The sequence below is a fragment of the Rhodococcus sp. 06-156-4 genome (assembly GCF_002259345.1).
In the GTDB taxonomy this organism is placed as follows: domain Bacteria; phylum Actinomycetota; class Actinomycetes; order Mycobacteriales; family Mycobacteriaceae; genus Rhodococcoides; species Rhodococcoides fascians_E.
Genome location: NZ_NPGB01000012.1, coordinates 88,450 through 112,396 on the forward strand (window position 1 = coordinate 88,450; position 23,947 = coordinate 112,396).

Annotated in this window: 20 protein-coding genes; 13 read left to right on the top strand and 7 right to left on the bottom strand. The window is 64.1% G+C overall.

The features are described 5' to 3' along the window. Positions 1 to 9 precede the first annotated feature (9 nt). The 9 genes from CH290_RS07390 (at position 10) to CH290_RS07430 (ending at position 10,012) form a co-directional block, all read left to right on the top strand. Positions 10 to 1,404: a tyrosine-protein kinase domain-containing protein gene (locus CH290_RS07390; protein WP_033188904.1), complete on the top strand. Its 1,395-nt coding sequence runs from the start codon at positions 10 to 12 to the stop codon at positions 1,402 to 1,404. 2 nt (positions 1,405 to 1,406) lie between these two features. Continuing rightward, on the top strand, positions 1,407 to 2,684 hold the full coding sequence (locus CH290_RS07395) for a lipase family protein (RefSeq protein WP_230620930.1): 1,278 nt from the start codon (positions 1,407 to 1,409) through the stop codon (positions 2,682 to 2,684). Continuing rightward, positions 2,681 to 3,379, top strand: coding sequence for a YveK family protein (locus CH290_RS07400; RefSeq protein ID WP_020110531.1), 699 nt, complete (start codon positions 2,681 to 2,683; stop codon positions 3,377 to 3,379). Before CH290_RS07395 ends, CH290_RS07400 begins: the two co-directional genes overlap by 4 nt. Continuing rightward, positions 3,376 to 4,587 (top strand): lipase family protein, encoded by a 1,212-nt coding sequence (locus tag CH290_RS07405; protein WP_033188906.1) that lies wholly within the window; start codon positions 3,376 to 3,378, stop codon positions 4,585 to 4,587. Before CH290_RS07400 ends, CH290_RS07405 begins: the two co-directional genes overlap by 4 nt. A gap of 14 nt (positions 4,588 to 4,601) precedes the next feature. Next, complete coding sequence (locus CH290_RS07410; RefSeq protein ID WP_020110533.1) at positions 4,602 to 5,867, top strand: acyltransferase family protein; 1,266 nt, start codon at positions 4,602 to 4,604, stop codon at positions 5,865 to 5,867. Next, positions 5,867 to 7,426 carry a cellulase family glycosylhydrolase gene (locus CH290_RS07415; protein ID WP_033188907.1) on the top strand — a complete coding sequence of 520 codons (1,560 nt, stop codon included), beginning with the start codon at positions 5,867 to 5,869 and terminating at the stop codon, positions 7,424 to 7,426. Before CH290_RS07410 ends, CH290_RS07415 begins: the two co-directional genes overlap by 1 nt. Beyond that, the gene (locus CH290_RS07420; RefSeq protein WP_230620931.1) at positions 7,423 to 8,646 is read left to right on the top strand and encodes a lipase family protein; all 1,224 of its coding nucleotides are present in this window, start codon (positions 7,423 to 7,425) and stop codon (positions 8,644 to 8,646) included. Before CH290_RS07415 ends, CH290_RS07420 begins: the two co-directional genes overlap by 4 nt. 10 nt (positions 8,647 to 8,656) lie before the next feature. Then, complete coding sequence (locus CH290_RS07425) at positions 8,657 to 9,475, top strand: sialate O-acetylesterase (protein WP_033188909.1); 819 nt, start codon at positions 8,657 to 8,659, stop codon at positions 9,473 to 9,475. A gap of 63 nt (positions 9,476 to 9,538) precedes the next feature. Beyond that, positions 9,539 to 10,012 carry a GNAT family N-acetyltransferase gene (locus tag CH290_RS07430; RefSeq protein WP_033188910.1) on the top strand — a complete coding sequence of 158 codons (474 nt, stop codon included), beginning with the start codon at positions 9,539 to 9,541 and terminating at the stop codon, positions 10,010 to 10,012. On the opposite strand, the gene CH290_RS31105 is transcribed toward CH290_RS07430, so the two are convergent. The 6 genes from CH290_RS31105 to CH290_RS07460 form a co-directional block, all read right to left on the bottom strand. Next, entirely contained in the window at positions 9,946 to 10,419 is a 474-nt protein-coding gene (locus tag CH290_RS31105; RefSeq protein WP_371828579.1) for an FAD-dependent oxidoreductase, read from the bottom strand. The two genes, CH290_RS07430 and CH290_RS31105, sit on opposite strands and share 67 nt — an antisense overlap. After that, a complete protein-coding gene (locus tag CH290_RS07440) occupies positions 10,313 to 11,452 on the bottom strand; it encodes an FAD-dependent oxidoreductase (RefSeq protein ID WP_033188911.1) in 1,140 nt (379 codons plus the stop codon). Before CH290_RS07440 ends, CH290_RS31105 begins: the two co-directional genes overlap by 107 nt. Beyond that, positions 11,449 to 12,090 carry a TetR/AcrR family transcriptional regulator gene (locus CH290_RS07445; protein WP_033188912.1) on the bottom strand — a complete coding sequence of 214 codons (642 nt, stop codon included), beginning with the start codon at positions 12,088 to 12,090 and terminating at the stop codon, positions 11,449 to 11,451. The genes CH290_RS07440 and CH290_RS07445 overlap by 4 nt, the downstream gene beginning before the upstream one ends. A 644-nt stretch (positions 12,091 to 12,734) precedes the next feature. Next, a complete protein-coding gene (locus tag CH290_RS07450) occupies positions 12,735 to 14,273 on the bottom strand; it encodes an ABC transporter substrate-binding protein (protein ID WP_033188913.1) in 1,539 nt (512 codons plus the stop codon). Between the two features lie 31 nt (positions 14,274 to 14,304). Beyond that, positions 14,305 to 16,584 (bottom strand): arylsulfatase, encoded by a 2,280-nt coding sequence (locus CH290_RS07455; RefSeq protein WP_094620719.1) that lies wholly within the window; start codon positions 16,582 to 16,584, stop codon positions 14,305 to 14,307. After that, a complete protein-coding gene (locus CH290_RS07460) occupies positions 16,584 to 17,519 on the bottom strand; it encodes a TauD/TfdA dioxygenase family protein (protein ID WP_027498595.1) in 936 nt (311 codons plus the stop codon). The genes CH290_RS07455 and CH290_RS07460 overlap by 1 nt, the downstream gene beginning before the upstream one ends. A 210-nt stretch (positions 17,520 to 17,729) precedes the next feature. Between CH290_RS07460 and CH290_RS07465 the strand changes: the two genes are divergently transcribed. Genes CH290_RS07465 through CH290_RS07480 form a run of 4 tightly spaced genes read left to right on the top strand, consistent with a single transcriptional unit; the run spans position 17,730 to position 22,670 of the window. After that, entirely contained in the window at positions 17,730 to 19,295 is a 1,566-nt protein-coding gene (locus CH290_RS07465) for an ABC transporter substrate-binding protein (protein WP_019665653.1), read from the top strand. Then, a complete protein-coding gene (locus tag CH290_RS07470; RefSeq protein ID WP_019665654.1) occupies positions 19,292 to 20,251 on the top strand; it encodes an ABC transporter permease in 960 nt (319 codons plus the stop codon). The genes CH290_RS07465 and CH290_RS07470 overlap by 4 nt, the downstream gene beginning before the upstream one ends. After that, positions 20,248 to 21,087 carry an ABC transporter permease gene (locus CH290_RS07475; RefSeq protein ID WP_033188915.1) on the top strand — a complete coding sequence of 280 codons (840 nt, stop codon included), beginning with the start codon at positions 20,248 to 20,250 and terminating at the stop codon, positions 21,085 to 21,087. Before CH290_RS07470 ends, CH290_RS07475 begins: the two co-directional genes overlap by 4 nt. Next, on the top strand, positions 21,084 to 22,670 hold the full coding sequence (locus CH290_RS07480) for a dipeptide ABC transporter ATP-binding protein (RefSeq protein ID WP_033188916.1): 1,587 nt from the start codon (positions 21,084 to 21,086) through the stop codon (positions 22,668 to 22,670). The genes CH290_RS07475 and CH290_RS07480 overlap by 4 nt, the downstream gene beginning before the upstream one ends. Positions 22,671 to 22,700: 30 nt before the next feature. Here CH290_RS07480 and CH290_RS07485 read toward each other — a convergent pair whose 3' ends face one another. Next, on the bottom strand, positions 22,701 to 23,756 hold the full coding sequence (locus CH290_RS07485; RefSeq protein ID WP_020110542.1) for an ABC transporter substrate-binding protein: 1,056 nt from the start codon (positions 23,754 to 23,756) through the stop codon (positions 22,701 to 22,703). Positions 23,757 to 23,947 lie beyond the last annotated feature (191 nt).

A 23,947-nucleotide genomic window follows, 5' to 3' on the forward strand; every position in this document is an offset into this window, starting at 1 on the left:
GGAGCATTCGTGGAGATTCGAGAGTACGGACGGATTCTCCGTGCGGGTTGGTGGATCGTCGCGGTGGTGACGGTGCTCGGCATCGTCGGGGGGTGGGCCTACTCGTTCTTCTCGACGCCTCAGTATCAGGCATGCGCTCGGTTGTTCGTGACCACCGAAGGTGGCAGTTCCGTGGGTGAGGCCTATCAGAACAACCTGTTCTCGCAGGAACGCGTCACGTCCTACGCGGGGCTGGCCACCAGTACTCAGGTGGCACAGCGGGCTGTCGATCAGCTTCAATTGCCGTTGTCCGCGAACGACTTGCGTGCCAAGATCACCGCAACACCGATCGAGAGCACGGTTCTGCTCGACCTGTGCGGCACCGATTCCGATCCCGACGTCGCACGAGCGCTGACCAATGCGGTCGCCGGACAGCTGACGCAGTTGGTTCAGGAACTCGAGACGTCGCAGCGGGGCGGTAGCCCGGCTGCCGGAGCAACCATCGTGGATCAGGCCGACGTGCCGACGTCTCCGCTCGGCGCGGGCCTGGTGACTCTTCTCGGGCTGGGCGCGGTGGCAGGTCTTGCTCTCGGTGTCGTGATCGCTCTCGCTCGCGGGCTCGTCGACCGTTCGATTCGTGACCGCCCCAAGGCAGAGGAGATCTCCGGCAACGCAGTCCTGGGCGGGCTCCCGATCGACGCCGAGCGGCCGAAGACTCCGGTGGCGTCGTTTTCCAAGATGGGTGAGCCGCTCCGCACCTTGCGGACCAACATTCGCTTCCTCGGCGGCGGATCACCGCCGCGAGTGCTCACCGTCACCAGCGCCGAGCCGGGTGAAGGCCGCACCTCCACGGCCATCGACCTGGCAGCCGTCCTCGCCGAGGCCGGTCACAAGGTTCTGCTCGTCGACGGTGACATCAGAACGGCCGCCTTGGCCGAGCGTTTGGACATCACGCAGGAACACGGACTCAGCACGGTTCTGTCCGGTGAACACCGACTGGGCGACGCGGTTCAGCCCGACGTCATCGACGGGGTCGACGTTCTGCCCGCCGGTCCCGTGCCGCCGAACCCGAGTGAGCTCCTCGGTTCCGATCGCGCTCAGATCCTGCTGGAAGCAGTGCGCGGCGACTACCGCTACGTCGTCGTCGACACGCCGCCACTCCTGTCGGTCTCCGACGGAGCAATCCTCACCGCTCTCGCCGACGGCAGTCTCGTGCTCGCCCGTGTCGGCAGCACCACGCGGGATCAACTGCGCAAGGCGATCAAGACTCTGGGCGGAGTCGGCGGGAAGGTTCTGGGTGTCGTCACGACGTTCGAACCCCATCGTCGCCGACGGACCAAGCCGGGTTCTACTGGGCCGGTGGCGAAGCCGAAGATCGAGGTCGAGGGGCGAGAGTCCTCGGCGGCCACAGTCGGTAGAGGCTAGTGGTGGGAGTGGAGCCTGCGGGACGACTGGGTTCGGGGCTTCGGACGTGGTCGGTGCGGGTGGGTGCAGTGTGCGCGGCTGCAGTGATGCTCGTCGGCTGCGCCCGGGATCAGGAACTGGTGCTCGCTCCTGACGCGCCGACGACGCCTGTGACGGCGTCGGCGATACCTCCGGAGCCGAGCCCGGCTCCGACACTCGGTGGGACGGCGCCCGGCTCGTTGATATCGGCCGAGCCGATCGAGGACATCGCGGTGGACATCACCGAACTGGGAGCTGCCGCAACACGTGTGGTGTATCGGTCGACGTCGGGTGTCACGGGTGAGCCGACGGATGTGTCGGGCACTGTCGTGATTCCGGGCGGTGTCGCCCCGGAGGGTGGATGGCCGGTCGTGTCCTTCGGTCACGGTACGACGGGGGTTCTGAACAACTGCGGTCCGTCGGAGTACGTCAACCTGCTCGGGAGTGCTCCTATCGTCGCGGCTCTGGTGTTGAACGGTTACGCCGTGACGATGACGGACTATCAGGGTCTCGGCCTGGACGGCAACTACCACCCGTATCTGGATTCGAAGACGTTCGGCTACAACATGATCGATGCTGTACGTGCTGCCCGTAATTTCCTCCCCACGCTGAGTACCCGGTGGGCTGCGTACGGCGTCTCGCTCGGCGGGATGGCCGCGTGGGCAGCCAGCGATCGCAACGCCGAGTACGGCGGTGGCCTCGAATTGGTGGGGACGGCGGCCATCGTGCCGGTGTCGGACATGGCCGGGCTGGCCGACGCGGCGGCGTCGGGAACCCTGACGCGCGCCCAGTATCCGTTGCTGATGTACGCGCTGCACGGACTGGCGATCACGCACCCGGAGATGAACCTGGACGACTACCGTTCCGGTCTGGCGCGGGAACGCTGGGACGATTTCATGCAGTGCGTTCCGCCTGGGTCGGATCAGGTTCCCGAGCTCGTGGCTCGGCTGCAGGCGTCGGATCTGCGTCCGGTCGATCAGCAGGCCACCGATCGGCTGCGAGGGTGGTTGGCGGACATGGCTCTTCCGGCGCAGAAGTCCACGTCACCGCTTCTCGTCATGTACGGGTCGGAGGACGACCTGATTCTCGAGTCGTGGACGGAGAAGGCACTCTCCCGAGCATGCGACGCGGGAGATGTGGTGGAGTACGAGCTGCACAGCGGCGAGGGGCACGGCGACCTCGACAGCAGCCGATCGGTGCCGTGGGTGAAGTCTCGGTTCGCCGGGCAGCGCGCGGTGAACACGTGTGAGCAGGTCGAATGATCACTCCTGTCGGTGTTCCCACGCTGCGCGACTACGGCAGGATGCTGGTCCGCGGGTGGGCCTTGATTCTCGCGGCCACCGTACTCTCGGTCGCTGCCGCGTGGATCGCCGATTCCGTTGTCGCAGAGAAGTACACGGCGACATCGCGCGTGTTCCTGACTGCGCCCGGTCCGTCGTCACCTCGTGCGGCGATGGAGGGAAACCGCAGTTCACTCGTACGGGTGGAGAGCTACGTAGGTCTGGCCACGTCCGAGCAAGTCCTGAGGCGCACCATCGTCGACGTGGGTCTGCCGGTCTCTCCCGACGACTTGAAAGCCGATCTACTCGTCGTGTCGACCCCCGGGTCCGCATTGATCGACATCAGTGCAACGCAGGACGATCCGACGCGTGCGCGTGACGTGGCCAATTCCGTTGCGCTGAACTTGATCCAGCTCGCCGAGGAGATCGACCTCGGTGCGAACGGGCCCGTGTCCGAGGTGACGCTCATCGACGCCGCGGGCGTGCCGTCGCCGCCGTCGACGTTGATGTCTGCTCTGGTGCTCGGTGGGGCGATGGGCGCTACTGTTGCCGCAGTGCTGGTCGTCGGAGCGGGGGTGCGACGCGATTCGATCGTCTCGCGGCGACAGGTCACCGACCTTCTCGCGGGCGAGGGTGTGACCGACAAGGTGCATTACACAGGGGGAGCGGTTCGATGAGGAAGACAGCGGGGACTGTTGCATTCGTGTCGATTCTCCTGGCCTCCGGGTGCGGGGGTCAGGACACGTCGCCGGAACCGAATTCGGTGGCCTTCGGCGGAACGATCGAGGCGGACTTCACCGACGCAGGTCCTGGCAGTCTGAAGAGTGCAGAGGAACTGCTCACCATCGACAGGCGAGTCAGCGCGATCTCCTCTCTGGCCGCCAGGGTCGTCTACACCTCGACGTCCGGTGTCGACGGATCCCCGACGGAGGTGTCCGGGACCGTCTTCGCGCCGCAGGGCCCCGCGCCGGAGGGCGGATGGCCGATCATCGCCTACGGCCACGGAACCACGGGAGTGTTGCCGGACTGCGGGCCGTCGACCGATCCCGAACTGCTGGGCAGTTCTCCCATCGTCACGGCGCTGGTGAGGTCCGGGTACGTGGTTGCGGTATCGGACTACCAGGGTCTGGGGATCGAAGGGAACTACCACCCGTACCTCGATGCGCGGACGGCAGGCAACAACCTGATCGACTCGGTGCGCGCTGCACAGAAGTTGGTTCCGGACACGTCGGATCGATGGGCGTCGTTCGGGGGTTCGCAGGGTGGACAGGCGGCCTGGGCCGCCAACGAACTCGCGAACACGTACGGTTCGGGGCTCGACATGGTCGGATCGGTGAGTCTCGTTCCTGCCGCGGATATCTCGGGTCTCGCCCGGGCAGCTGCGGCGGGCACGCTGACCGCCGATCAGAAGCCGCTGCTGCAGTGGGTGCTCGTCGGGCTCGCGCAGTCCCACCCGGAGATCGACCTGGCCGACTACCGGCGCGGCATCGTCGAGGAACGATGGGACGAACTGTCCGCCTGTGGCGGACCCCTGGCGGCCGACCGCACGGAGCTGGCCGCGCAGATCGGCGACGAGGATCTGAAGCCGTCGACTCCGGAAGCCGAACGCGCACTGGAAGGCTACCTGCGCGAGATGAGTCTTCCGCAGACACGCGCTGCCGCACCGATGCTGGTGCTCTACGGTGGCAAGGACACACTCGTATCGCAGGCGTGGACGGACGGCGCTGTCGCAGCCGGCTGCGCGAGCGGTGACTCCATCCAGTCGGTACTCCAGCCGGAGGCCGGCCACGCAGACATCGACGGTGCTGCTGCGTTTCCGTGGCTGAACGACAGATTCGCGGGCGAACCCGCCGTCAGCTACTGCCCTCCGCCCGCCGCACCCTGATGTGAAGGCTCACCATGACAGCAACCCCGGACAGCACCGCTGCCGCAGCGACTGCACCGAGTTCGACGGCCGGATCGAAGAGACCGGCGAGGATCCTCGGTCTGGACGGCCCGCGGGGCTTCGCGTGCCTGTGCGTCCTTGCCGTGCACGTGGGAGGGCACAACAGCCCCGTGACGGTGGCCGACTACAAGCTGGGACTGCTCGGCCAAGGGCTGATCTTCTTCTTCGCCCTGTCCGGCTTCCTCATCTTCCTGCCGATGGTCAGGCGCCTGTTCGCCGGTAAACCCATGCCGGACAACAAGAGCTACGCGGTCCACCGGATTCTGCGAGTTTTCCCCGCGTACATCGTGATCTTCCTGTTCGCGAACTTCGTGATGCGGGCGGTGTTCACCGAGAACGCGGCGGTGGCCGAGGAACACTTCACCGACGCCGGGCTCGGCATGATCACCGATCCGGTGACGTTGCTCGGCAACCTCACGTTGGTTCACTCCTATGTGCCGTCGATGCTGCAGACCGGTATCAATCCATCGTGGTCGCTGACGCTGGAGCTGATGTTCTACATCGCATTGCCACTGCTGGCGGGCATCGCGTTCTATCTCGCACGCCGGACGAGCATCAGCGCCTCGGTACTCGTGCTGATCCCCGTCGTGGTCATGTTCGCGATCGGTGTCGCAGGAAAGCTCTACACCGCGAGCCGGGTGGAGCCGTCGGGAATCACCGATCCGCTGCTGTTGGACTGGGGACCGAACGAGGTTGCCGTTCTGAGCCGAAGCTTCTTCTCCCTGGCGGACAACTTCACGTTCGGCATGGCGGCTGCTGTCATTTTCGTCGCCGTCGACACCGGAGTGTTGACAGGCTGGATCGCGAAGAACATGCGGTGGTGGACGGGCCTGGCGATGCTGCCCGTTGCGGCCATCTCGCTGAAGCTCGTCGACGACAACTCTCGGTGGCAGACCACGTTCGTTTCCCTCGGATCCGCATTGCTGATCCTGTTCATCATCGCTCCCCTTGCGCGAGGCGAGAGGTCGAAGCTCGCCGAGCGCGCGGACTGGAAGCCGCTCGAATATGTCGGCACCATCTCGTTGAGTGTCTATCTGTGGCACTTTCCGGTCCTGATCATGGTGGGACGCTTCGGCTGGATGGCCGGGGACAGTCCGGTGGGGATGCTGTGGAACTTCGTCGTCGTGACGGCGGTGAGCGTCCTGTTCGGCACCATCACCTACCGGCTCGTCGAGAAGCCTGCGTTGATGTTGGCGCGTAAGTACAAGTCCGGTAAGTAGTGCCCAGATCGTGGGCGGCGCTGTCCGTTGCGGCGCTACTGCTCACCGCCTGCGGTGCACCGGACGTGGCAGCGCCGCGGCCGGTGGACATCTCGCTCGTCGGCGGTTTCGTGCAGGGCCCGGATCCTGCGTCGCTCGATCCACTTCCGCTGCGTCCCATCGGTTTCACCGGCGGCGCGCCACTGCTGTGGGCGACCGACGACGACCTCGCGCGTAGCCTCGACGCCGTCGCTGCCTCCGGTTCGACGCGCCTACGGCTCGATGTGGCGTGGCCACTACTGGAACCCGAACGGGGACTCGAAGTCTGGGCACCGACGGATCGGGTGGTGAACGCTGCGCTCGACCGGGGTATCGACGTGCTGGCCATTCTCGATTATTCACCGGACTGGGCCGCAGCGGACCCGGCCCTCGGGTTGACGAGCAAGCCGGCGTCGGCGGAGGAATACGGTCGATACGCCGGCAGTGTCGCCGCCCACTTCGCCGGTCGGGTCTCGGCGTACGAGATCTGGAACGAGCCGAACGGATCGGTGTTCTTCGGTCCGTGGGCCGATCCGGAGCTGTACGCGGAGATGCTTCGTGAGGCGTTCGGCGCAATTCGTGCCGCCGATCCCGATGCGTTGGTGATCGGGGGTGCGATCGGTGCCGTGGGCGACAACCACAACACCATGAACGGGCTCACGTTTCTGAAGCGCATGTACGACGCAGGGGCTCATGGGTATTTCGACGCGTTGTCGGTGCATCCGTACTCGTACCCGGGGACGCTCGTCGGGACCGAGCAGTTTCCGGATGGTGCCCTGCACATGATCGCGGACATGCGGCGGGAGATGATTGCGCGGGGCGACGACGACAAGGACCTGTGGGCAACGGAATTCGGATCGCCGACCGACGAGGGGGCCGGAATCGACGAGGCCCGCCAGGGAGAGTTGCTGACGACGTTCGTGCACGAGTGGAGTCAGCTGCCGTTCGCCGGTCCGATGTACGTGCACGAGATTCGTGATCGGCTGGCGGGTTCGTCGAATCCGGAGGACAATTTCGGGGTGCTGCACCGAGATTTCACTGCGAAGCCCGCATACGAGGCAGTGGTGGCAGCCATGAAGGCGGGGTTCAGTTGGGACCCGGAACATCTTGTCATGCATGCGGTGTCGAAGGAGTTCGGCTTCCTCGGTGAAGCGCTGACGCCGGTGTATCCGGCACACGACGGCATCGGACGAAAGTACCTCGCGCAGGAGTTCGCCGGTGGCGTTCTCTTCGGCACCCATCGGGGCTACGTCGCATCGCCCTCGAACGTGTCCGGCGCGGTACTCGCATCCGGGTATCTCCCTGCGGGCCCGTACGTGCAAGGGATGCAGCAACTGGACGTCGACGGCGGGGCACGAGTGTTCCACAGCGACCGAACCGGAACGTTCGTCGTACGCGGAGCCATTCTGGAGGCGTGGACTGCCGAGTTCGGTTTCCCGGTGAGCGACGAATACCAGGACGGCGGATTGCTCGTATCGGATTTCGAATTCGGCAGTATCCGTTGGTCTCCCGAGTCCGGTACGACGGTGGAGTCGAGATGAGGCTTGTGCGTTTTCGCTCGGCGTGGACAGTGGGGGTACTCGGGACCGTCCTGCTGACGGGTTGTTCGTCGGCGGTACCGCTGGTGACGAGCATGCCCGCGATCTTCGCGGAATCGCAGAAGCTTCGGCCCGCAGAGCCGATCGACGTTGCCGATCCCGGTACCGGTGCCGGGTCGGTGATCAGTGCGGAGACCATGCCCAATCTGCCGTCGGCGGTGCAGCGTGGTTCCGAGGCAGCCCGCGTGGTGTACCGGTCCACCCAATCCGGTGACGGCGGCGCCACCGAGGTCTCGGCGAGCGTATTCGTGCCCGACGGGGATGCACCCGAGGGCGGTTGGCCCGTCATCTCGTTCGGTCACGGCACCACGGGAATCGAGAACGCGTGCGGGCCGTCGCTCTCACGGGATCTGCTCGGAAGTGCGGCATTGGCAGCTGGATTCACCTCGGCGGGGTTCGCCGTGGCCATCACCGACTACCAGGGTCTCGGCTATGAGGGTGTCCACCACTATCTGGACAACCCGACTGCCGGTTACAACATGATCGATGCCGTTCGGGCACTGAGGCATACGTTCCCCGACGTGTCCGCCCGGTGGGTTGCTTTCGGTGGATCCCAGGGCGGCGGTGCAGCGTGGGCAGCGAACGAACAATCCGGATACGCACCGGAACTCGAACTGCTGGGATCGGTCAGCCTGGCACCGGCAGCGAACATGGTGGGCCTGGTGGACAAGGCTATACAGGGCACTCTGACTGCCGACCAAGCCCCGTTGATGCAGTGGGTGATCGAATCTCTGGCCAGGAGGTTCACCGGCTTCGATCGTGATCAGTACCGTAGCGGATCGGCGGCCGAGGACTGGGCCGCGCTGAGCGGCTGCACCCCGGCGCAGGCGTCGGCACGTGCGGACGCGGCGGAACGGATCGGTGCTCGTGACTTCGCGCCGAGGACGCCCGACGCGGAATTCCTGTTGCGCTACTACCTCGAGCAGATGGCGGTACCGCAGCAGAAGGCGTCGGCGCCCATGCTGGTGGTGTACGGAGACGCGGACACCTACATCGACGCCGAATGGACGGATGCGGCGATCGCCGAGGCATGTTCCATGGGGGATGTGATCACCATCGACCGTCAACCAGGCAAAGGGCACGGGGACGTCGACGGCGGTGCAGTGAACGACTGGATAGGTGAACGGTTCGCCGGCACTCCCGCCGTCGACGATTGCAACTGAAGGTGGGGCCATGGGACGTCTGAAGAACCTCGAAGTGCGTGCCAAGGACGTGATCAAGCGGCGCCTGGGAACGGGTCTGCCCGTCACGGTGTTCGACGAGCCGTACCTGCTCGTCGCGGTCCTGGGGCAGTCCAACGCGCACGGCGCCGGGATGGGATTGGACATGAGCGGACTCGACGCGCCGCATCCGAGAGTCCACCAGTGGGCTGCGTCGGGGAAGTCGAAGAACACCATCGTCGCAGGATGTGACCCCCTGTTCCACGAAGTGCCCTCCAAAGCAGTCGGATTCGCACCTGTCTTCGCCAGGGAGCTCGCGGACTCGACGGGCCGGCCCGTGCTGTTGGTCCCGTACGCACGGGGCGACTCGGCATTCGCGCGCGTCAACGGAGTGACCTGGGACCCCGCCGACCGCGCCGCCCGACTCAACCTGTTCTGGAACGGGATGGAGCGCATCCGATCCGCCCTCGCCCTGCACCCCGCCAACGAACTGGCCGCAGTCCTGTGGCACCAAGGCGAATCCGACGTACCGCTGACACCAGGGCCCGTGTACGCACAGAAACTGGACAGCGTGATCGACACCATCCGCGAAGAATTCGGCGACATACCCTTCGTCATCGGCCAGATGGTTCCCGACGAAATAGCGTCGGGACACCAGGACTATCCCGTCATCGACGCCGTGCACCGAGACACCCCCGATCGTCGGCCCCGCGTCGTCTTCGTCCCCGGCCCGGAGGGCCTCTACAACACCGAAACCGAGAAAATCCACTACAACGCCGCGGGGCAGCGTGACCTGGGCTCACGCATGTGGACGGCATTCAGCTCCATCTGAAGCCGGCGTCGCTCGGCCGGATCTTCGAAGCCATCTCATCGGATGAAAGGTAACTTTCAAACGATGAGGACCTTTCGACGCATCGACCTCACCAGTGAGATCGCATCGAAATTGCTCGTCGAGTACATGACCGACATCGTGTCGCGTTGGTATCGCAGGCCCGCGACGTCATCGGAAATTGCCGACGCATCAGCGTCGGAACCGGCCGATGACCTGGCTGCGCCCTCCGGGTATCTCGCCGCGGTATTCGTCGACGATCGACCTGTGGGAATCGGAGGAATTCGTTTCCTCGATGACGGTTGCGCGGAGCTCACCAAGGTGTTCGTCCTTCCTGGTGCGCGTGGAACCGGCGTGGGGTCGGAGCTTCTCGATCACCTCGAGACTCTGGCAGCCCAGACGGGATGTACCTCGGTGCAACTCGACACCCGCTCGGACCTCGTCGAAGCGTGCCGGCTGTACGAGCGCCGCGGCTACCGACAAGTACCTCCATACGCACCGAGCGCGTACTCCGACCGTTGGTACCGGTTGACCCTGTGAGTAAAGAGGTGGAGTCGGCAGTTCGAGGCCGCTAGGGTCACCGACGTGGAACCTCGTCTACGCATCTTGGTGACAGGTAGTTTCCCTCGGTGAAGTGCAACTGATCCGGGTAGTACCGACTGCAAAGAATGCACGGCCCTGTGATTGCCGACTACGAATTGGTGCAATCTTGTTCGTTCGACGAATTCCGGGCGCGGATTGACGATCGTCACCGCGGTGTCTGCGCGAGCAAGTCGCCGGGCAGCACTCACTCCTGCGTACCCTGCTCCTAGTATCACGACCTTGGGGACCATGGGATGCTCATTTCCCTCTGGTGATCGATTGTGCGGCGAACAGAGCGCTGTTGACAGCGATCTCACCACGCATTCCTGGTGCGGCCACCATGTCGCCGACCAGGTAGACGCCATCACCTCGGTGGATGGACGGTCGGTCCCTCCAGGTGTATCCGGGTAAGTCGACCGCGCCCGTGCGAGTTCTGGCCGATCCGTTTCGCGTGAACGTCGTTCGGTGCGTATACCCCGGTGCCACCGAATCGGCGAACCGTTCCAGCCGGTTTCTGGCCTCCGACGGCGGTTCGCCGGACCGGACGGGCATCTGCATCTGATAAAGGCTTTGACCACTGGGTGCTACGGAATCGTCGTACATGGAATAGGATTCGTGAAATCCGCCTTCGTCGAGGTCGAATACAGTTGTGCCGTCGGACCTGCTGGACTCGACGGCGAGGTCCAATAGGACACAGTGCCCGCTTGTCCAGGAGAGAGACTGGTCACCGAGTAATGTGCGTGCAGAGGCCAATTCCGTGGCGACGATGGTTGGTCCGGGTGGCAATTCCACCATGCGGCTTCTCGTTTCGAGTCGAACTCCCAGTTCCGAGGCGCGGCTTACCATGCGATCGATTACCTTCTGCCAGCCGCCACGCACCCACCGAATCGTGGGTATTCGTGGTCCGAGAACTCGTTGGAGCAGATTCCACACGAAAGCGGCCGACAACCGACCGGTATCGGCGTCGTACGTAGTGACTGCAATCGCGTTGGCCATCTGACGCGCAGTTGTCGAGCCCCATCTACGGGACGCCCAGGTGTCGAAATCCTCGTCGACCGGTGCAGTGAGCCATCTGTGGGAGAGCGCGCGCAGCATCGAAGCCGGCGGAGTGCGACGAAGAGTTCCATCGATACGAAACCCCACGTGCGACAGATCGGATAAAGATGGCCAGCCGAGATTCGTGACGAATCCCCTGCTACGTAACCAACGGTAGTCGTTGCCGCCGGTGTAGAAGACGTGTCCGCCGTTGTGGAAGGTGTACGGACCGTCCGTTGCCCTACCTCGACCTCCGCGCGTGCTGTGGGCCTCGTACAACGTCACCCGCCATCCGGCTTCGGCACAGGATACGGCTGCGGTGAGTCCCGCGATACCCCCGCCTATCACGCTTACGTCTTTCATTCTGTCCCCCTTGGTGTTCTGGTTGTTTCGATCCGCGCGGCGACCAGTTCGGCGGTAGCGCGCATGTACGAGTCTGCGTCGATGGCAAGGGGGTGCGTTCCGCCGAAGATGTCGGTGACCAGCCAGTAGTGCACGATGGCCCCGACAACTACCGCGGCTGCTGAACGCCAATCTTCCTGCGCGCCCGACGAGAGCTCTACCAGCGATTTCGTCACTACAGAGGTGATGAGCTCGTACTCGTCCCTCCGGAAGATCTCGAGAACGTCGGAGTCGACTGAGTTGTCCCGCAGCAGAAGGCGGTTGATGTCACGATCGTGATCCAGTCGAGCCATGCCGATGTGACACAGCGTCACGAGAGTGTCGGTGATCGATCCGTCAGGCGCCAGCGACTGCATCATGGCGGTGGTGGAGAATTCCGGAGCAAGGAACGCCTCCCACTCCGAGCGGTCCGTCAATCGTGCCCGAACCGATTCTGTGAGTAGTTCTTTTTTCGAGGAGAAGTGACGGTACAGTCCGCCGCTTCCCGCCGACAGGCCGGCCTCTCGCTCGATCTGGGAAATGCTCGTAGCTGCGAAGCCTCGTTCACCGAACAGCTTCAAGGCTGCCTCGATGATCCGCTCGCGTGTGTCCGAACCCATAGTGACCCCGTAAGTAAGTGGTTACTTATGTCAGTCAAGCACACAGGAGCGCGGTTGACAACGAGTGGAGCCGATGTCTTGGACCACCGCGTCCGGTTACGGTGCCGAGCCGGTGGCGTATCCCGTCGACATTCCGTGGTGATGGCGTCCTGTTCGCGGGGGGGGGGGGCGTTCCGACGCACCGGACGGAAGGCGCTGGACCCTGAATGACTGTGGTCGGGCGTGGTGTGACAGTTGCGTCGATATCAGCCGGGAAACCGTCTGTAATCGACGCAATTGTTACATCACTCCCGCGTCCGAAGCCTGGAGGCAAGTCGACGAGCCTAGTCGGGCTCGGTACCCCAGCACGTAGCGACTTCCCACGCCAGTGCTGCCCGCTTGTCGAACGGGCCTGAGGGTAGGTCGAAGAATGTGTGGTCCATACACGCCTCGGTTCGTGATCCGCCTGCGAGGCGGGAATCGAGAGTGATTCCCGGCCAGCTGGTATCGAGGGATGTCACGGCCTCAGGCGGCGGACGAGCAGGGTCGAAACGCCGAGGACAAGCGCGGAGAGAGTCAGCAACAGTGCAGCCTCCGTCGCCTGGAATCTCCCAGAACTGGCTGTCGAGGTGGTATTCGACCTCGAATCGGTCAGCGCCGAGTTCCTAGACCGTTGCGCGGTTCAGAATCAGATTCTTGTATCGATTCCATTCGATGCCCGAGACACCGGCGGAGTAGACGTTGGTGTTCGTGGTGATGGCGAGGTCGATGACGAACTGCTCGTCGAGCAGAAGATCCGAGAACTCCGTGTACGACGCTGTGGCCGTGTCGCTTTCCGGGTCGGCCTGCGTCCAGAGGCGGTCGACGATGGCGGTGTATTCGGGTGAGGTGTAGCCCGACAGGTTCTTTGCAGGCTTGAACGGTGCAGCGCCGGTGGCGAGGGTCGACGGGTTGAGTTGGGCGAATCCGTGTGGGTTGATCCACAGTTGGTGTTGGCCGCTGTTCAGGAACGGTGACAGTGTCGCTTGTTCGCGTGGGTCGAGGGTGACGGTGAATCCGATGTCGGCGAGATTGTTCTCGATGATCGCGGCGATGTTCCGTGCCGGTGCGAGACCGGTTCCGTAGGAAAGCAATACGGGTTGTGACGGTGGGCCTCCTGCGTCGGCGAGCAGCTGGCGTGCCTTGTCGAGGTCGCGGGAGTAGAAGTCGCGGGCGGCCTCGTCGTAGGCAGGCGAGGACTCCGGCCAGGGGGCGCTGGAGGCGATGCCGACGCCGCCGAGGACCTCGTCGAGGATTCGTTCGCGGTCGACTGCGTAGGAGATTGCTTGTCGGATTCGTTTGTCGGCCAATGCTGGGTCCGCGACGTTCGCCCCGACGTAGTACGCCACGTCGAACACGTCTTCGTTCTCGACCTGGTATCCGTCGCCCGAGAAGGGCCTGGCGTCCTGGGCGGAGACACCGATGACGGCGTTGGTCTGCCCGGAGCGCACCGAGGACAGGAGTGCGGAGTTGTCGGGTACCACTCGGATGGTGACCTTGTCCAGCAATGCGGGGGTGTCCCAGTAGCTCCCGTTGCGACTCCAATCCGACTGCCGGCCACGCTGCCAGGAATCGAAGACGAAGGGGCCGGTGCCCACGAACTGTTCGCCCGCGAGCAGTGCTGCTTCGGTGTCGGAGTCGGTGAGGAGGGTGAACTCGAGGAGGTCGTGGAGGTTGACCAGGGGATGCGTCAAGGTCAGTACGGCGACGTGGTCGTCGGAGGTGTCCACCGCCTCGATCGTGCGCGCGGCTGCCTGCAATTGCGAACCGGCTGTGTCCTTCGCGAGGTTCGTGAACGCGTACTCGACGTCCTTGGACGTGAAGGGTCGACCCGAATGGAATGTGACGTCGTCGCGGAGCTGCAGGGTCACGGTGAGGCCGTCGTCGGAAACCTCCCATGAGGTGGCGACGCGCGGAGTCGGTTCGAGCGTATCGGGGTCGAGGCGGACGAGTGTGTCGAAGACGAGTCCGCCGATGGTCATGGAGGTCAGTGACTGGGAGAAGATGGTCGCGGGGTTGAGGTCGCTGAGTGATCCGATCACCAGTGTGCCGCCTGCCTCTCCCGATCCGCTCTTCGCTTCCTCGACCGCCGACGAGCACGCGGCGAGGAGCAGTGCCGTTGCTCCCCCCGTTGCGCCGGTGAGGAATCCTCTGCGGGAAATCATGTGAGCCTTTCTGTTCGAAGTCGTGAATGTCCTAGTCCGCGAGAATCTCTGCCTCGGTCTCGATGCGGTCGACTGTCACCGGGGGAACCCGTACCGGTCCTGGGCGGTAGGTGACCGACTTCAGTGCACCGGTGTATCGGAAGACTCCTCGGCGTTCGCGCAGGTCCCAGGACACCGGTCCTCTCGAGTCGACTCCGACGGAGATGCCGGTCCACGGTGCCATCGCGACCAGTTGGACTTGGTTCGGGAGTGCTGCTACGTGCACAGCGTCGACCGATACGGCGAAGTCCCATCGCAATCCCGGTGCCACTGCGGCGTCGAGGGTGATGAGGGAGGCATCCGGCGGCAGTGATGCACTCACCGATCTGTAGCGTCCAAAACTGTTGAAGCCGAGCACGATCTGTCCATCCTCCACGTAGAGGATGTACCCGCCCTGCGGATCGCCGTGCGCCACGAGTACCCCGTCGGCGACACTTCCGAGAGCAACGTCGATCGAGAAGTCTCGGTAGGCGATCAGCCTCGACGACCGGTAGCGCTCCAGGGTGGGCGTTCCAGGAAGGAGCGTGACAGGGTGGGACAGCTGCGCTTCTTCGGGCCTGCGCCGTGCGAGGTCGGCGCGCGTGACCAACGGGAATACCGTGTTCTCCCACGCAGCGCGCTCCCAAGCAGTTGCGAGTTCGGCGACCTTGTCCGGGAAGTCCGTGGATACGTCCTGTAGTTCGGTCGGGTCGGTATGCACGTCGAACAGTTGCCACTGCGGGGCGCCGACGTCCTCTCCCGCGAGGGCGAGCAGCTTCCAGCCGTCTCGGTAGAAGCCGCGATGTCCAGTGATCTCGGAATACTGTTCGAGGTGTCGCGACGGACCGTTGGAATGTAGTACTTCGGCGAACGACACACCGTCGAACGTCAGGGCAGGACGACCTTGCCGTTCGGCGGGCACGTTCAGTCCTGCGAGGTCGAGTAGCGTCGGCGCCAGGTCGGTCACGTACGCGTACTGATGGCGGATTTCTCCGCGCGCGGGTAGCCCTGCCGGCCACGACAGCACGAAGGGCACGCGCACACCGCCGGCGAATGTCTGACCCTTGTAGAACCGGAACGGCGTATTGGACGTCTGGCCCCACCCACGCGGATAGTGCACTCCCAACCGTGCTGTCCCGATGAGATCTTCGTCGTGGGGCACGTCACCGACCCAGTCCGGATCCTTCACACCTGCGAACTCCGCGAAGTAACTCCGTGTCCCTTCCGGCCCGCCTTCCGCTGTCCCTCCGTTGTCCGAGGTGAACACCACGATGGTGTTGTCGAGTTCACCGAGGTCCTCGATGACCTGCAGTACACGTCCGATGCTCTGGTCGATGCTGTCGACCATGCCTGCATAGACTTCCATGTAGCGCGCGAAGCGTCGTTGCTGGTCCTCGGTGAGCGAGTCCCATGGTTCGACGTCGTATCCGGGTTCGCTGTTGCGCGGTGCTTGCCGTGTTCCCTCGGGGAAGAGCCCGTCCGCGAGTTGCCGGGCGAATCGACTTTCGCGCAGCCTGTCCCACCCGGCGGCGTACTTGCCCCGATACTTCGCGCGATCTGCTTGCTTGGCCTGCAGTGGGCCGTGCATCGCCACGTGCGCGAAGTACAGAAAGAACGGCTTCGGCGAGTGTGCTCGTAGATCCTTGATGTAGCCGACGGCGCGATCGGTCAGATCGTCCGTGAGGTAATAGTTCTCGGGGTACTCCTCGGTTTCGACCGCGCCGTTGTCGGAGGTCAACTGATTGGGGTGGAAGAACGAGTTCAGCCCTTCGAGCGACCCGTAGTAGCGATCGAATCCGCGCTGCGTCGGCCACGAATCCTTGGTTCGGCCAGGGGCCATGTTCGCATCGCGCACGAGGTGCCATTTTCCGACGGCATATGTTGCATACCCGTTGTCACGCAACATCTCCGGTAGTGTCAGAGCGTCGTCCGCGAGCTCGAGACGTAGACCCGGAAAACCGGGGTCGGCGTTGGATACGTAGCCGTAGCCCGCGCGGTGAGCGTTGATGCCGGTCAGAAGTGACGCGCGGGACGGTGAACACAGCGGAGTCGTATGGTAATTGGTGAAACGCACACCCGACGCGGCCAGCCGGTCGAGGTGAGGAGTGTCGATCTCCGAGCCGTAAGGACCGGTGTCACTGAAGCCCATGTCGTCGATCAGAATGACGACGATGTTGGGGGCACCGGGGGGTGCGGACGGAGGATAGGTCCAGGCCGGGGTCGAGTCGGCAGCCGTTCTGCCGACTCGACCCTCGAATCCGTCGTACCCCCGCGCGTAGGGCGGAATCGACATCAGAGAGAGATGAGGACTGGCTCGTCGATGACCGAGTAGTGCTCTGCGTCGCCGGCGACGACGCGGCTCTTCTGCCCGTTCGGGTGGACCGGGACATCACCGGCGAGGGTGATGCGCTCGAGTCGTCGGTACTGGTCGTCCCAGTCGGCCACGGCGTAGTGCTGGGTGGCGCGGTTGTCCCAGATCGCAACGTCGCCGAGGGACCACGTCCACCGAACGGTGTTCTCCAGTTTGGTCACCCGGTCCTGGAGAAGGTTGAACAGCACCTGTGATTCCTTGGTCGGCAGGCCGATGAATCCCTTGATGAAGTGGCCGAGAACGAGGGTCTTCTCACCGGTTTCAGGGTGGACGCGCACCACAGGGTGCTCGGTCTCGAAGTACGTGGACTGGAATTCCTTTCGATACTCCGCCGACTTCTCGTTCTGGATCTTCTCTGCGGACGTCGCGGAATAGTCGTAGGCGTTCGAGTGCGTCGCCCACAGATTGTCGACAAGAGCCTTCAGCGAGTCCGGGAGGCTCTCGTAGGCTGCGACCTGCGATGCCCAGGTGGTGTTTCCGCCGTATTCCGGGAGCTGCACGGCGCGAAGAATCGATGCCTTGGGGATGCGGTCGACGAACGTGACGTCCGAGTGCCAGCTGTTGGCCTTGCCGTACTCGGAGTCGATGGCAAGAGTCTTCGTGCCCCGCGATGTCACGGTGGGGTGCGGCGTCGTCGGAGAACCGAGAAGCTCGGCGAACGCGTACTGACTTTCGTCGTCGAGGTGGTCCTGTCCGCTGAAGAAGATGACCTTGTGTTCGAGCAGTGCGCGCCGGATGAAGTCGACGGTCTCCGTGTCCAGGTCACCGCCCAGGCGGACACCCTCGATACGCGCGCCGATCTTGCCGCCGACCTTCACTGCCCGAAGGGATGTCGCGGTAACGGTGTCTACTGACATGGAGCGAGCCTTTCCGTCGGAGGTGCACTGCACGAAAAATAGAGGCGCAGTGCGGGATTGCATCACCGCACCATAGAACCGTCGAGCAATCCACAGTTTGGATCACGAAGATTGCAAGTGCCTCGAAACGTTGTGGTTCCGCAGGTGCCGGTGCTAGCTTCGCTGCACACTTGCGTCTCTCCTTGAAAGCGAATCGTCTTGAGTACAAACATGTCTTTCGACCGGCGCACTCTGCTGCGCGGTGCGGGCCTGAGCGCGCTGGCCATCTTCGGTGCGGCCGCGTGCTCGTCCGCGGTGGGTGAGCAGCAGGACGCAGGCTCGTCCGACGCGACCCCGGTGCGCGGCGGAACGCTGAAAACTGCGGTGACGCAGGACGTGGTGCCGGCGAACTTCCTGACCAACACTGCGGGTGCGACAACGGTCATCGGCCTCGTCTACGAAAGCTTGATCCGGTATCCGCACGACGAGGTATCGCCGACGCCTTTGCTTGCAGAGTCGTGGACACTCGCCGACGACGGCCTGTCGCTCACGCTCGAACTGCGAGACGATGTCACGTTCCATTCCGGGAGGCCGTTCACCTCGACGGATGCCGAGTTCTCGATTCGCACCTATGCGGACCCCACGTGGACGGCGCAGTTGCGCAGTACCGCGGCGGCGATCACGGCCTTCGACACCACCGATCCGCACCGGCTCGTACTGACGTTCGCGCACCCCCTGGGCAACATCTTCGATCTCCTCGACACCGTCCCGATCCTGGACAGCGAATCGATCGACCAGCTGAGGACGGGTGAGAAGTTCGTCGGTACCGGTCCTTTCGTTCTCACCGAACGCACGCCGAACCAGTCGCTCACCTTCGTCCGCAACGACAGTTACCGGGTGCCGGAGCGCCCGTATCTGGATCGCGTGGAAGTGTCGATCATCCCCGACGCCCAGGCGTTGACGAACGCCATCAGGTCGGGTCAGGTGCAGGCGGTCACCAACATCAACTACCGCGACGCGGAGACGCTCGCGAACGGCGGGGCACACACGAGCAACAACCTCGAAGGTGCCGAACTGCAGATCTACGTCGGCACCAACGTGCAGAACCCGGCACTGTCCGACGTCCGGCTGCGTCGGGCGATCGCGTTCGCGCTGGACCGGGACCGGATCATCGCCGAGGTATTCCGGGGTGCCGGATACCCGATCAATGTCCCGTGGCCGAAAACGTCACCCGCGTACGACGAGGACCTCAACGCGACCTTCACCCTCGATACGGACCGCGCGAAAGCGTTGGTCGCCGAGGTCGGAAACATTCCCGCCCTGCCGCTGACCTATCAGGCGGGAAACCCGTACTACGAGGCGACCGCGCAGATCGTGCAGGCGAACCTGGCCGAGATCGGCGTCACGGTCGAACTCGATCCGGTCGAGAGTGCCGCATTCGTGAAACAGCTGATCGGGCAACAGTTCCCCGCGCTGTGGGTGACGTTCCATTCCTGGGCGCAGTACACGCCGTCGACGCTGACGGTCAGCGCGTATCCGTTCAATGCACTGAAGAACGCGTCACGGTACGAGTCGCCCTCGTATCAGGCTGCTGCCGACGCGGCGTGGCAAGTGGCCGACGGCACCGGCGACGAGGCGAAGGAGAAGTACTCGGCGGTCAGCCAGGAGCTGCTCGAAAGCTTGTTCCTGATCGAGATCGGCGTGACGTTCAACCAGGTTGTCACCGCCAACAGCGTGCACGGTCTCGATTGGACGAAGCGATCGGAAGTCCTGCTGACGGATGTCTTTCTGTCATGACGCGCTACCTGCTGCACAAGATTCCGTCGGCACTGCTCGTACTGTTCCTCGCGTCCGTCGTCATCTTCCTGGTGCTCCGCCTGGTACCGGGTGACGCCGCGACGACGTTGGCCGGGCCCGACGCGTCCGAGGAATCCATCGCCGCGATCAGAGCGCAACTGGGGCTGGACAAATCGATCCCGGTTCAGTACTCGACCTGGCTCTGGGGCGTGGTCACGTTCGACCTCGGGCGCTCGTACGTCATCGGCGGAACCATTGCGGACCTGGTGTTCGACGGCCTGCTCAACACCGTCGTGCTGTCGGTGACGGCGCTGCTGCTGGCGGTCGTGGTGTCGGTCGGGCTTTCGGTTGCGTCCGTGGCGTGGCCGAGACGCTGGCTCACCGCGCTGGTCAACGGTGCCAACACCGTTGCCGTGGCGTTGCCGCCGTTCGTGTCCGGTGTGCTGCTCGTTCTGTTCTTCGCTGTGTTGCTGCCGGTACTGCCGGCGGGCGGGGTACCGCCCGACGGGTTCCTCGCTCGTCCCGACATCACCGTGCAGTATCTGCTTCTCCCCGCCGTGTGCCTGGCATTACCGGTGGCGGCCGCTCTGACGCGGTTTCTGACGGAGTCCCTGCGCACCGAACTGAAACAGCCCTACATCACCACAGCTCGGTCCCTGGGAGTGTCGCAGTGGAATCTGGTGTCGCGCTCGGCGCTGCGAAACGCACTGCCTACGATGGTCACCGCGTTGGGTCTGCAGACCGGGCAGTTGCTCGGGGGTGCTGTTCTGGTCGAGGCGATCTTCGCGTGGCCAGGTATCGGTCAGTTGATCGAGCAGGGCATCAGCCGGCGTGATTACCCCGTCGTGCAGGTCTTGCTGCTGTTGTCCGTGACGGTGTTCGTCGCAGTCCAGCTCCTGACCGATGTGGTGCACGCCTACCTCGACCCCCGGATTCGCATCGGAGCACCGTCATGACCGTCCTCGACGAACCAGTAAGGACGCGGACCAGGTGGAGTGGCCTGACGAGTGGTCAGGGGCTGGTGGGAGTGATCATCGTCGGTGTCATTGCGCTGGCCGGTATCTTCGCTCCGCTGTTGGCTCCGTACGATCCGCTGGAACAGATCTCCAGCGCAAACTTGCTGGCGCCCAACGCGGATCATTGGCTGGGAACCGACCAGGTCAACCGCGACGTGCTCTCGCGAGTGCTGTACGGCATCAGAATCGATCTCGAGATCGCATTTCTCGCGGTGCCGATCGGTGCGATCATCGGTGGTCTCGTCGGGTTGGTGTCGACGCTGCATCCGGCGGCCGACACTGCCGCACAACGAATCTTCGACGTCGTGCTGGCCTTCCCCGCCTTGATCCTCGCCATCACGCTCGCCGCCATCATCGGTCCTGGTGCGTTCACCGTCGGCGTGGTGATCGTCCTGGCCGAGCTGCCGATTTTCGGTCGGTTGATCAGAACATCGGTGCTGAAGGTGCGGGAACAACCGTACGTCGAAGCGGCCGAGGTCATCGGAGCGGGCAAGCTGTTCGTCCTGCGCACGCACGTGCTGCCGAACTCGCTGGAGCCCATCGGAGTTCAGGTAGCGCTGTCGCTCTCCCTCGCTGTGTTCGTCGAGAGTGCGATGAGTTTCATCGGTATCGGCGTCCGGCCGCCGGAACCGTCGCTCGGGTCGATCATCTCCGACTCCATCCCGAATCTGGACATCAACGCGGCGTTCGCTGTCGGACCGCTCGTCGTCGTCGCACTGCTCGTCCTCGGCTTTCTCCTCATCGCCCAGGGCATCGGACGGGAGCGTCGGTCATGACCTTGTTGAAGATCGAAGATCTCACCATCGCGTTCGGGACGGCTGCACCGGTCGTCGACGGAGTGAGCATCGGCGTCGACGACGGTGAGATAGTCGCACTGGTGGGTGAGTCCGGTTCCGGTAAGTCGCTCACGGCCCGAACGATTCTCGGGTTGCTACCCGACGGTGCCGACGCGACCGGCTCGGTGACTCTCGGAGACACACAGTTGATCGGCGCGAACGAGGCTCTGCTCGGGTCCGTCCGAGGCGTCCGAGCAGCGATGATCTTCCAGGAGCCGCAGACCGCTCTCAACCCGGTCCAGAAGATCGGGTGGCAGATCACGCAAGCTCTGCAGGCACACGGCAGGATATCCAAGTCCGAGGCTCGCTCCCGGGCGATCGAACTGCTGGAACTGGTGGAGATTCCCGACGCCGCATCCCGGGTCGATTGGTATCCGCATCAGCTGTCCGGGGGCCAGAAGCAGCGTGTCGTCATCGCCCTCGCACTGTCCGGTGAACCTGACCTTCTGATCGCCGACGAGCCGACCACAGCGCTGGACGTCACCGTGCAGGCCGAGATACTCGACCTGTTGCAGCGGCTGCGTAAGACTCGTGGCACAGCCATTCTGTTGATCACCCACAACATGGGGGTCGTCGCGGAGATCGCCGATTCGGTCGTGGTGATGCGCGAGGGCCGAGTGCTCGAGAGGCAGCCGGTGGACCGGTTGTTCTCCGATCCGTCGCACCAGTACACCCGCGATCTACTCGACGCGGTTCCACGACTGCACGAGGTCCGTGATCGGCTGCACGAGAAAGGATCCACCGAGGTCCTGCGCCTGAGCGACGTCTCCGTCGTGTATCCGGGTCGCTTCGGTGCGGCGTCCTTCACCGCGATCGAGGGCGTCGACCTGACGCTCTCGGCCGGCGAAGTGGTCGGATTGGTCGGTGAATCCGGTTCGGGAAAAACGACTCTCGGCCGACTCGCGCTGGGGCTGGTGCCTGCGACCACCGGCAGAGTCGAGCTACTCGGGGCGACGGTCGGACACTTGCGTGCGTCGGAACTGCGGGCGCTTCGGCGAGGCGTCGCGCTGGTGCATCAGGATCCTGCGGCCTCGCTGGACCCGCGCCGCAGCGTCGGGCAGAGCATCGGTGAGCCTTTGGTGGTGCACAAAGTGGCCACCGGCGCCGAGGTGCGCTCGAGGACGAAGCAACTGCTCGAATCGGTCCGTTTACCAGCGGACTTCGTGAACCGCAGACCGTCGGAGCTCTCGGGTGGGCAGCGTCAGCGCGTCGCACTGGCTCGGGCTCTCGCGCTGTCGCCGAAGCTGCTGGTAGCGGACGAGCCGACGAGTGCGCTCGATGTGTCGGTGCAAGCTCACGTACTGGAGTTGTTCGCCGAGTTGCGGGAAGAATTCGGCTTCGCCTGCCTCTTCGTCAGCCATGACCTGGCTGTAGTGGACAGCGTCGCCGATCGGGTCGTCGTACTTCGGCGCGGGACAGTGGTGGAGGAGGGGCGCGCCGCTGAGGTGTTCCGGAACCCGCACCACGAGTACACCCGACATCTGATCGAGAGTGCACCCGCTGCACCCGTGCGGGCCGGATGAGGCGGTTCGGCGCGCACGGGTGACAGAGGGCTACTTCACGACATCGGCGAGCCAGATGTCGGAGATGGTTTCTGCGGCCCAGGGGAGGCTGAGGGCGCTGGCGCCGCGGCGGAGGACCCAGGTGGCCTGCGATCCCGAGTTCGGCTGGGCGTCGTTGACGGCGTGATAGCGGCCGTCGACGACGGGCGGGAGGCGCTGGAAGAGCCCGGAGGACTCCCGGGCCTGCTGGGTGGCGTCGTCGAAGTACGAGACGATCAGGATGTCGCCGTCCAGTTTCTCGAGTGCTTCGTCCCCGACGGCGGGATCGTCGGTGAATTCGGCGGCGATGGGGTTGGGTGTGAATCCCAGATCCGTCATGAAGGATTCGGCGGTGCCGCCTGCGACGGAGTAGTAGTCGATGCCGCTGTCGGCGCCGTAATCCGTTGCGATCGTGACGGTTTTGCCCTCGTACTCGGGATGTGCGGCGGCGACGTCGGCGATTCTGCGGTCGGCCTCGTCGATGACGGCCTCCGATGCAGCTCGAAGATCGAGGACCTCGCCGACGATGCGCTGGCCCTCGCGCCAGTCCGCCTTGTCACCCGGGAGGGTGGACAGGTCGACGTAGGGTGCGATGTCGGTGAGTCGATCCACGTCCGTCTGTTCGAGACCGTAGTTCAGCGAAATGATGACGTCGGGGTTCGTGTTGGCGATGTTCTCGAAGTTCACCGGGTCGCTGCGCGTCGCTCCGTCGACGAATTCGATCTGCGAGAAGTAGTCGGTGTCTCGCCATTCCCAGACCGGATCCTCGGTCAGCGCGTACACCGGCGTGACGTCGAGTGCTTGGAGGGCGTCGAGGCCGGTGTTGAAGCCGATCACTGCGACGCGTTCGGGACGCTCGGCGATGACGAAATCGCCCGCCCAAGTGTCCACTGTGAGGGGGTACTGCGTGGTGCCTTCGGCATCGGGCAGGAGTCCGGACGCCGGGGAGTCGGTACCGCTTCCCTCCGGGTTCTCGGACGACGAGCATCCGACGAGCGCCAGCGCGGCCGTGGCGGCGACAACGGGTATCAGGCGCGACCAGCGTCGCCTCGCAGTGGTGGAGTGCATGGACAGATCCCCTTCTAAGTAGACAATTCGGACAACAGGTTAGGCTACGCTACCCTCAAGTCTTGCTCAGTGTGGGACAGGCAGGATGTACGCGTCGAACGTGACGTTCGACGCATCGCTGCAGCGCACAGCGCCGCTGAGCTGAACGAATGTAAAGTTAGTGTCCGCCTGGCCGTTGAAAACCGAGCATC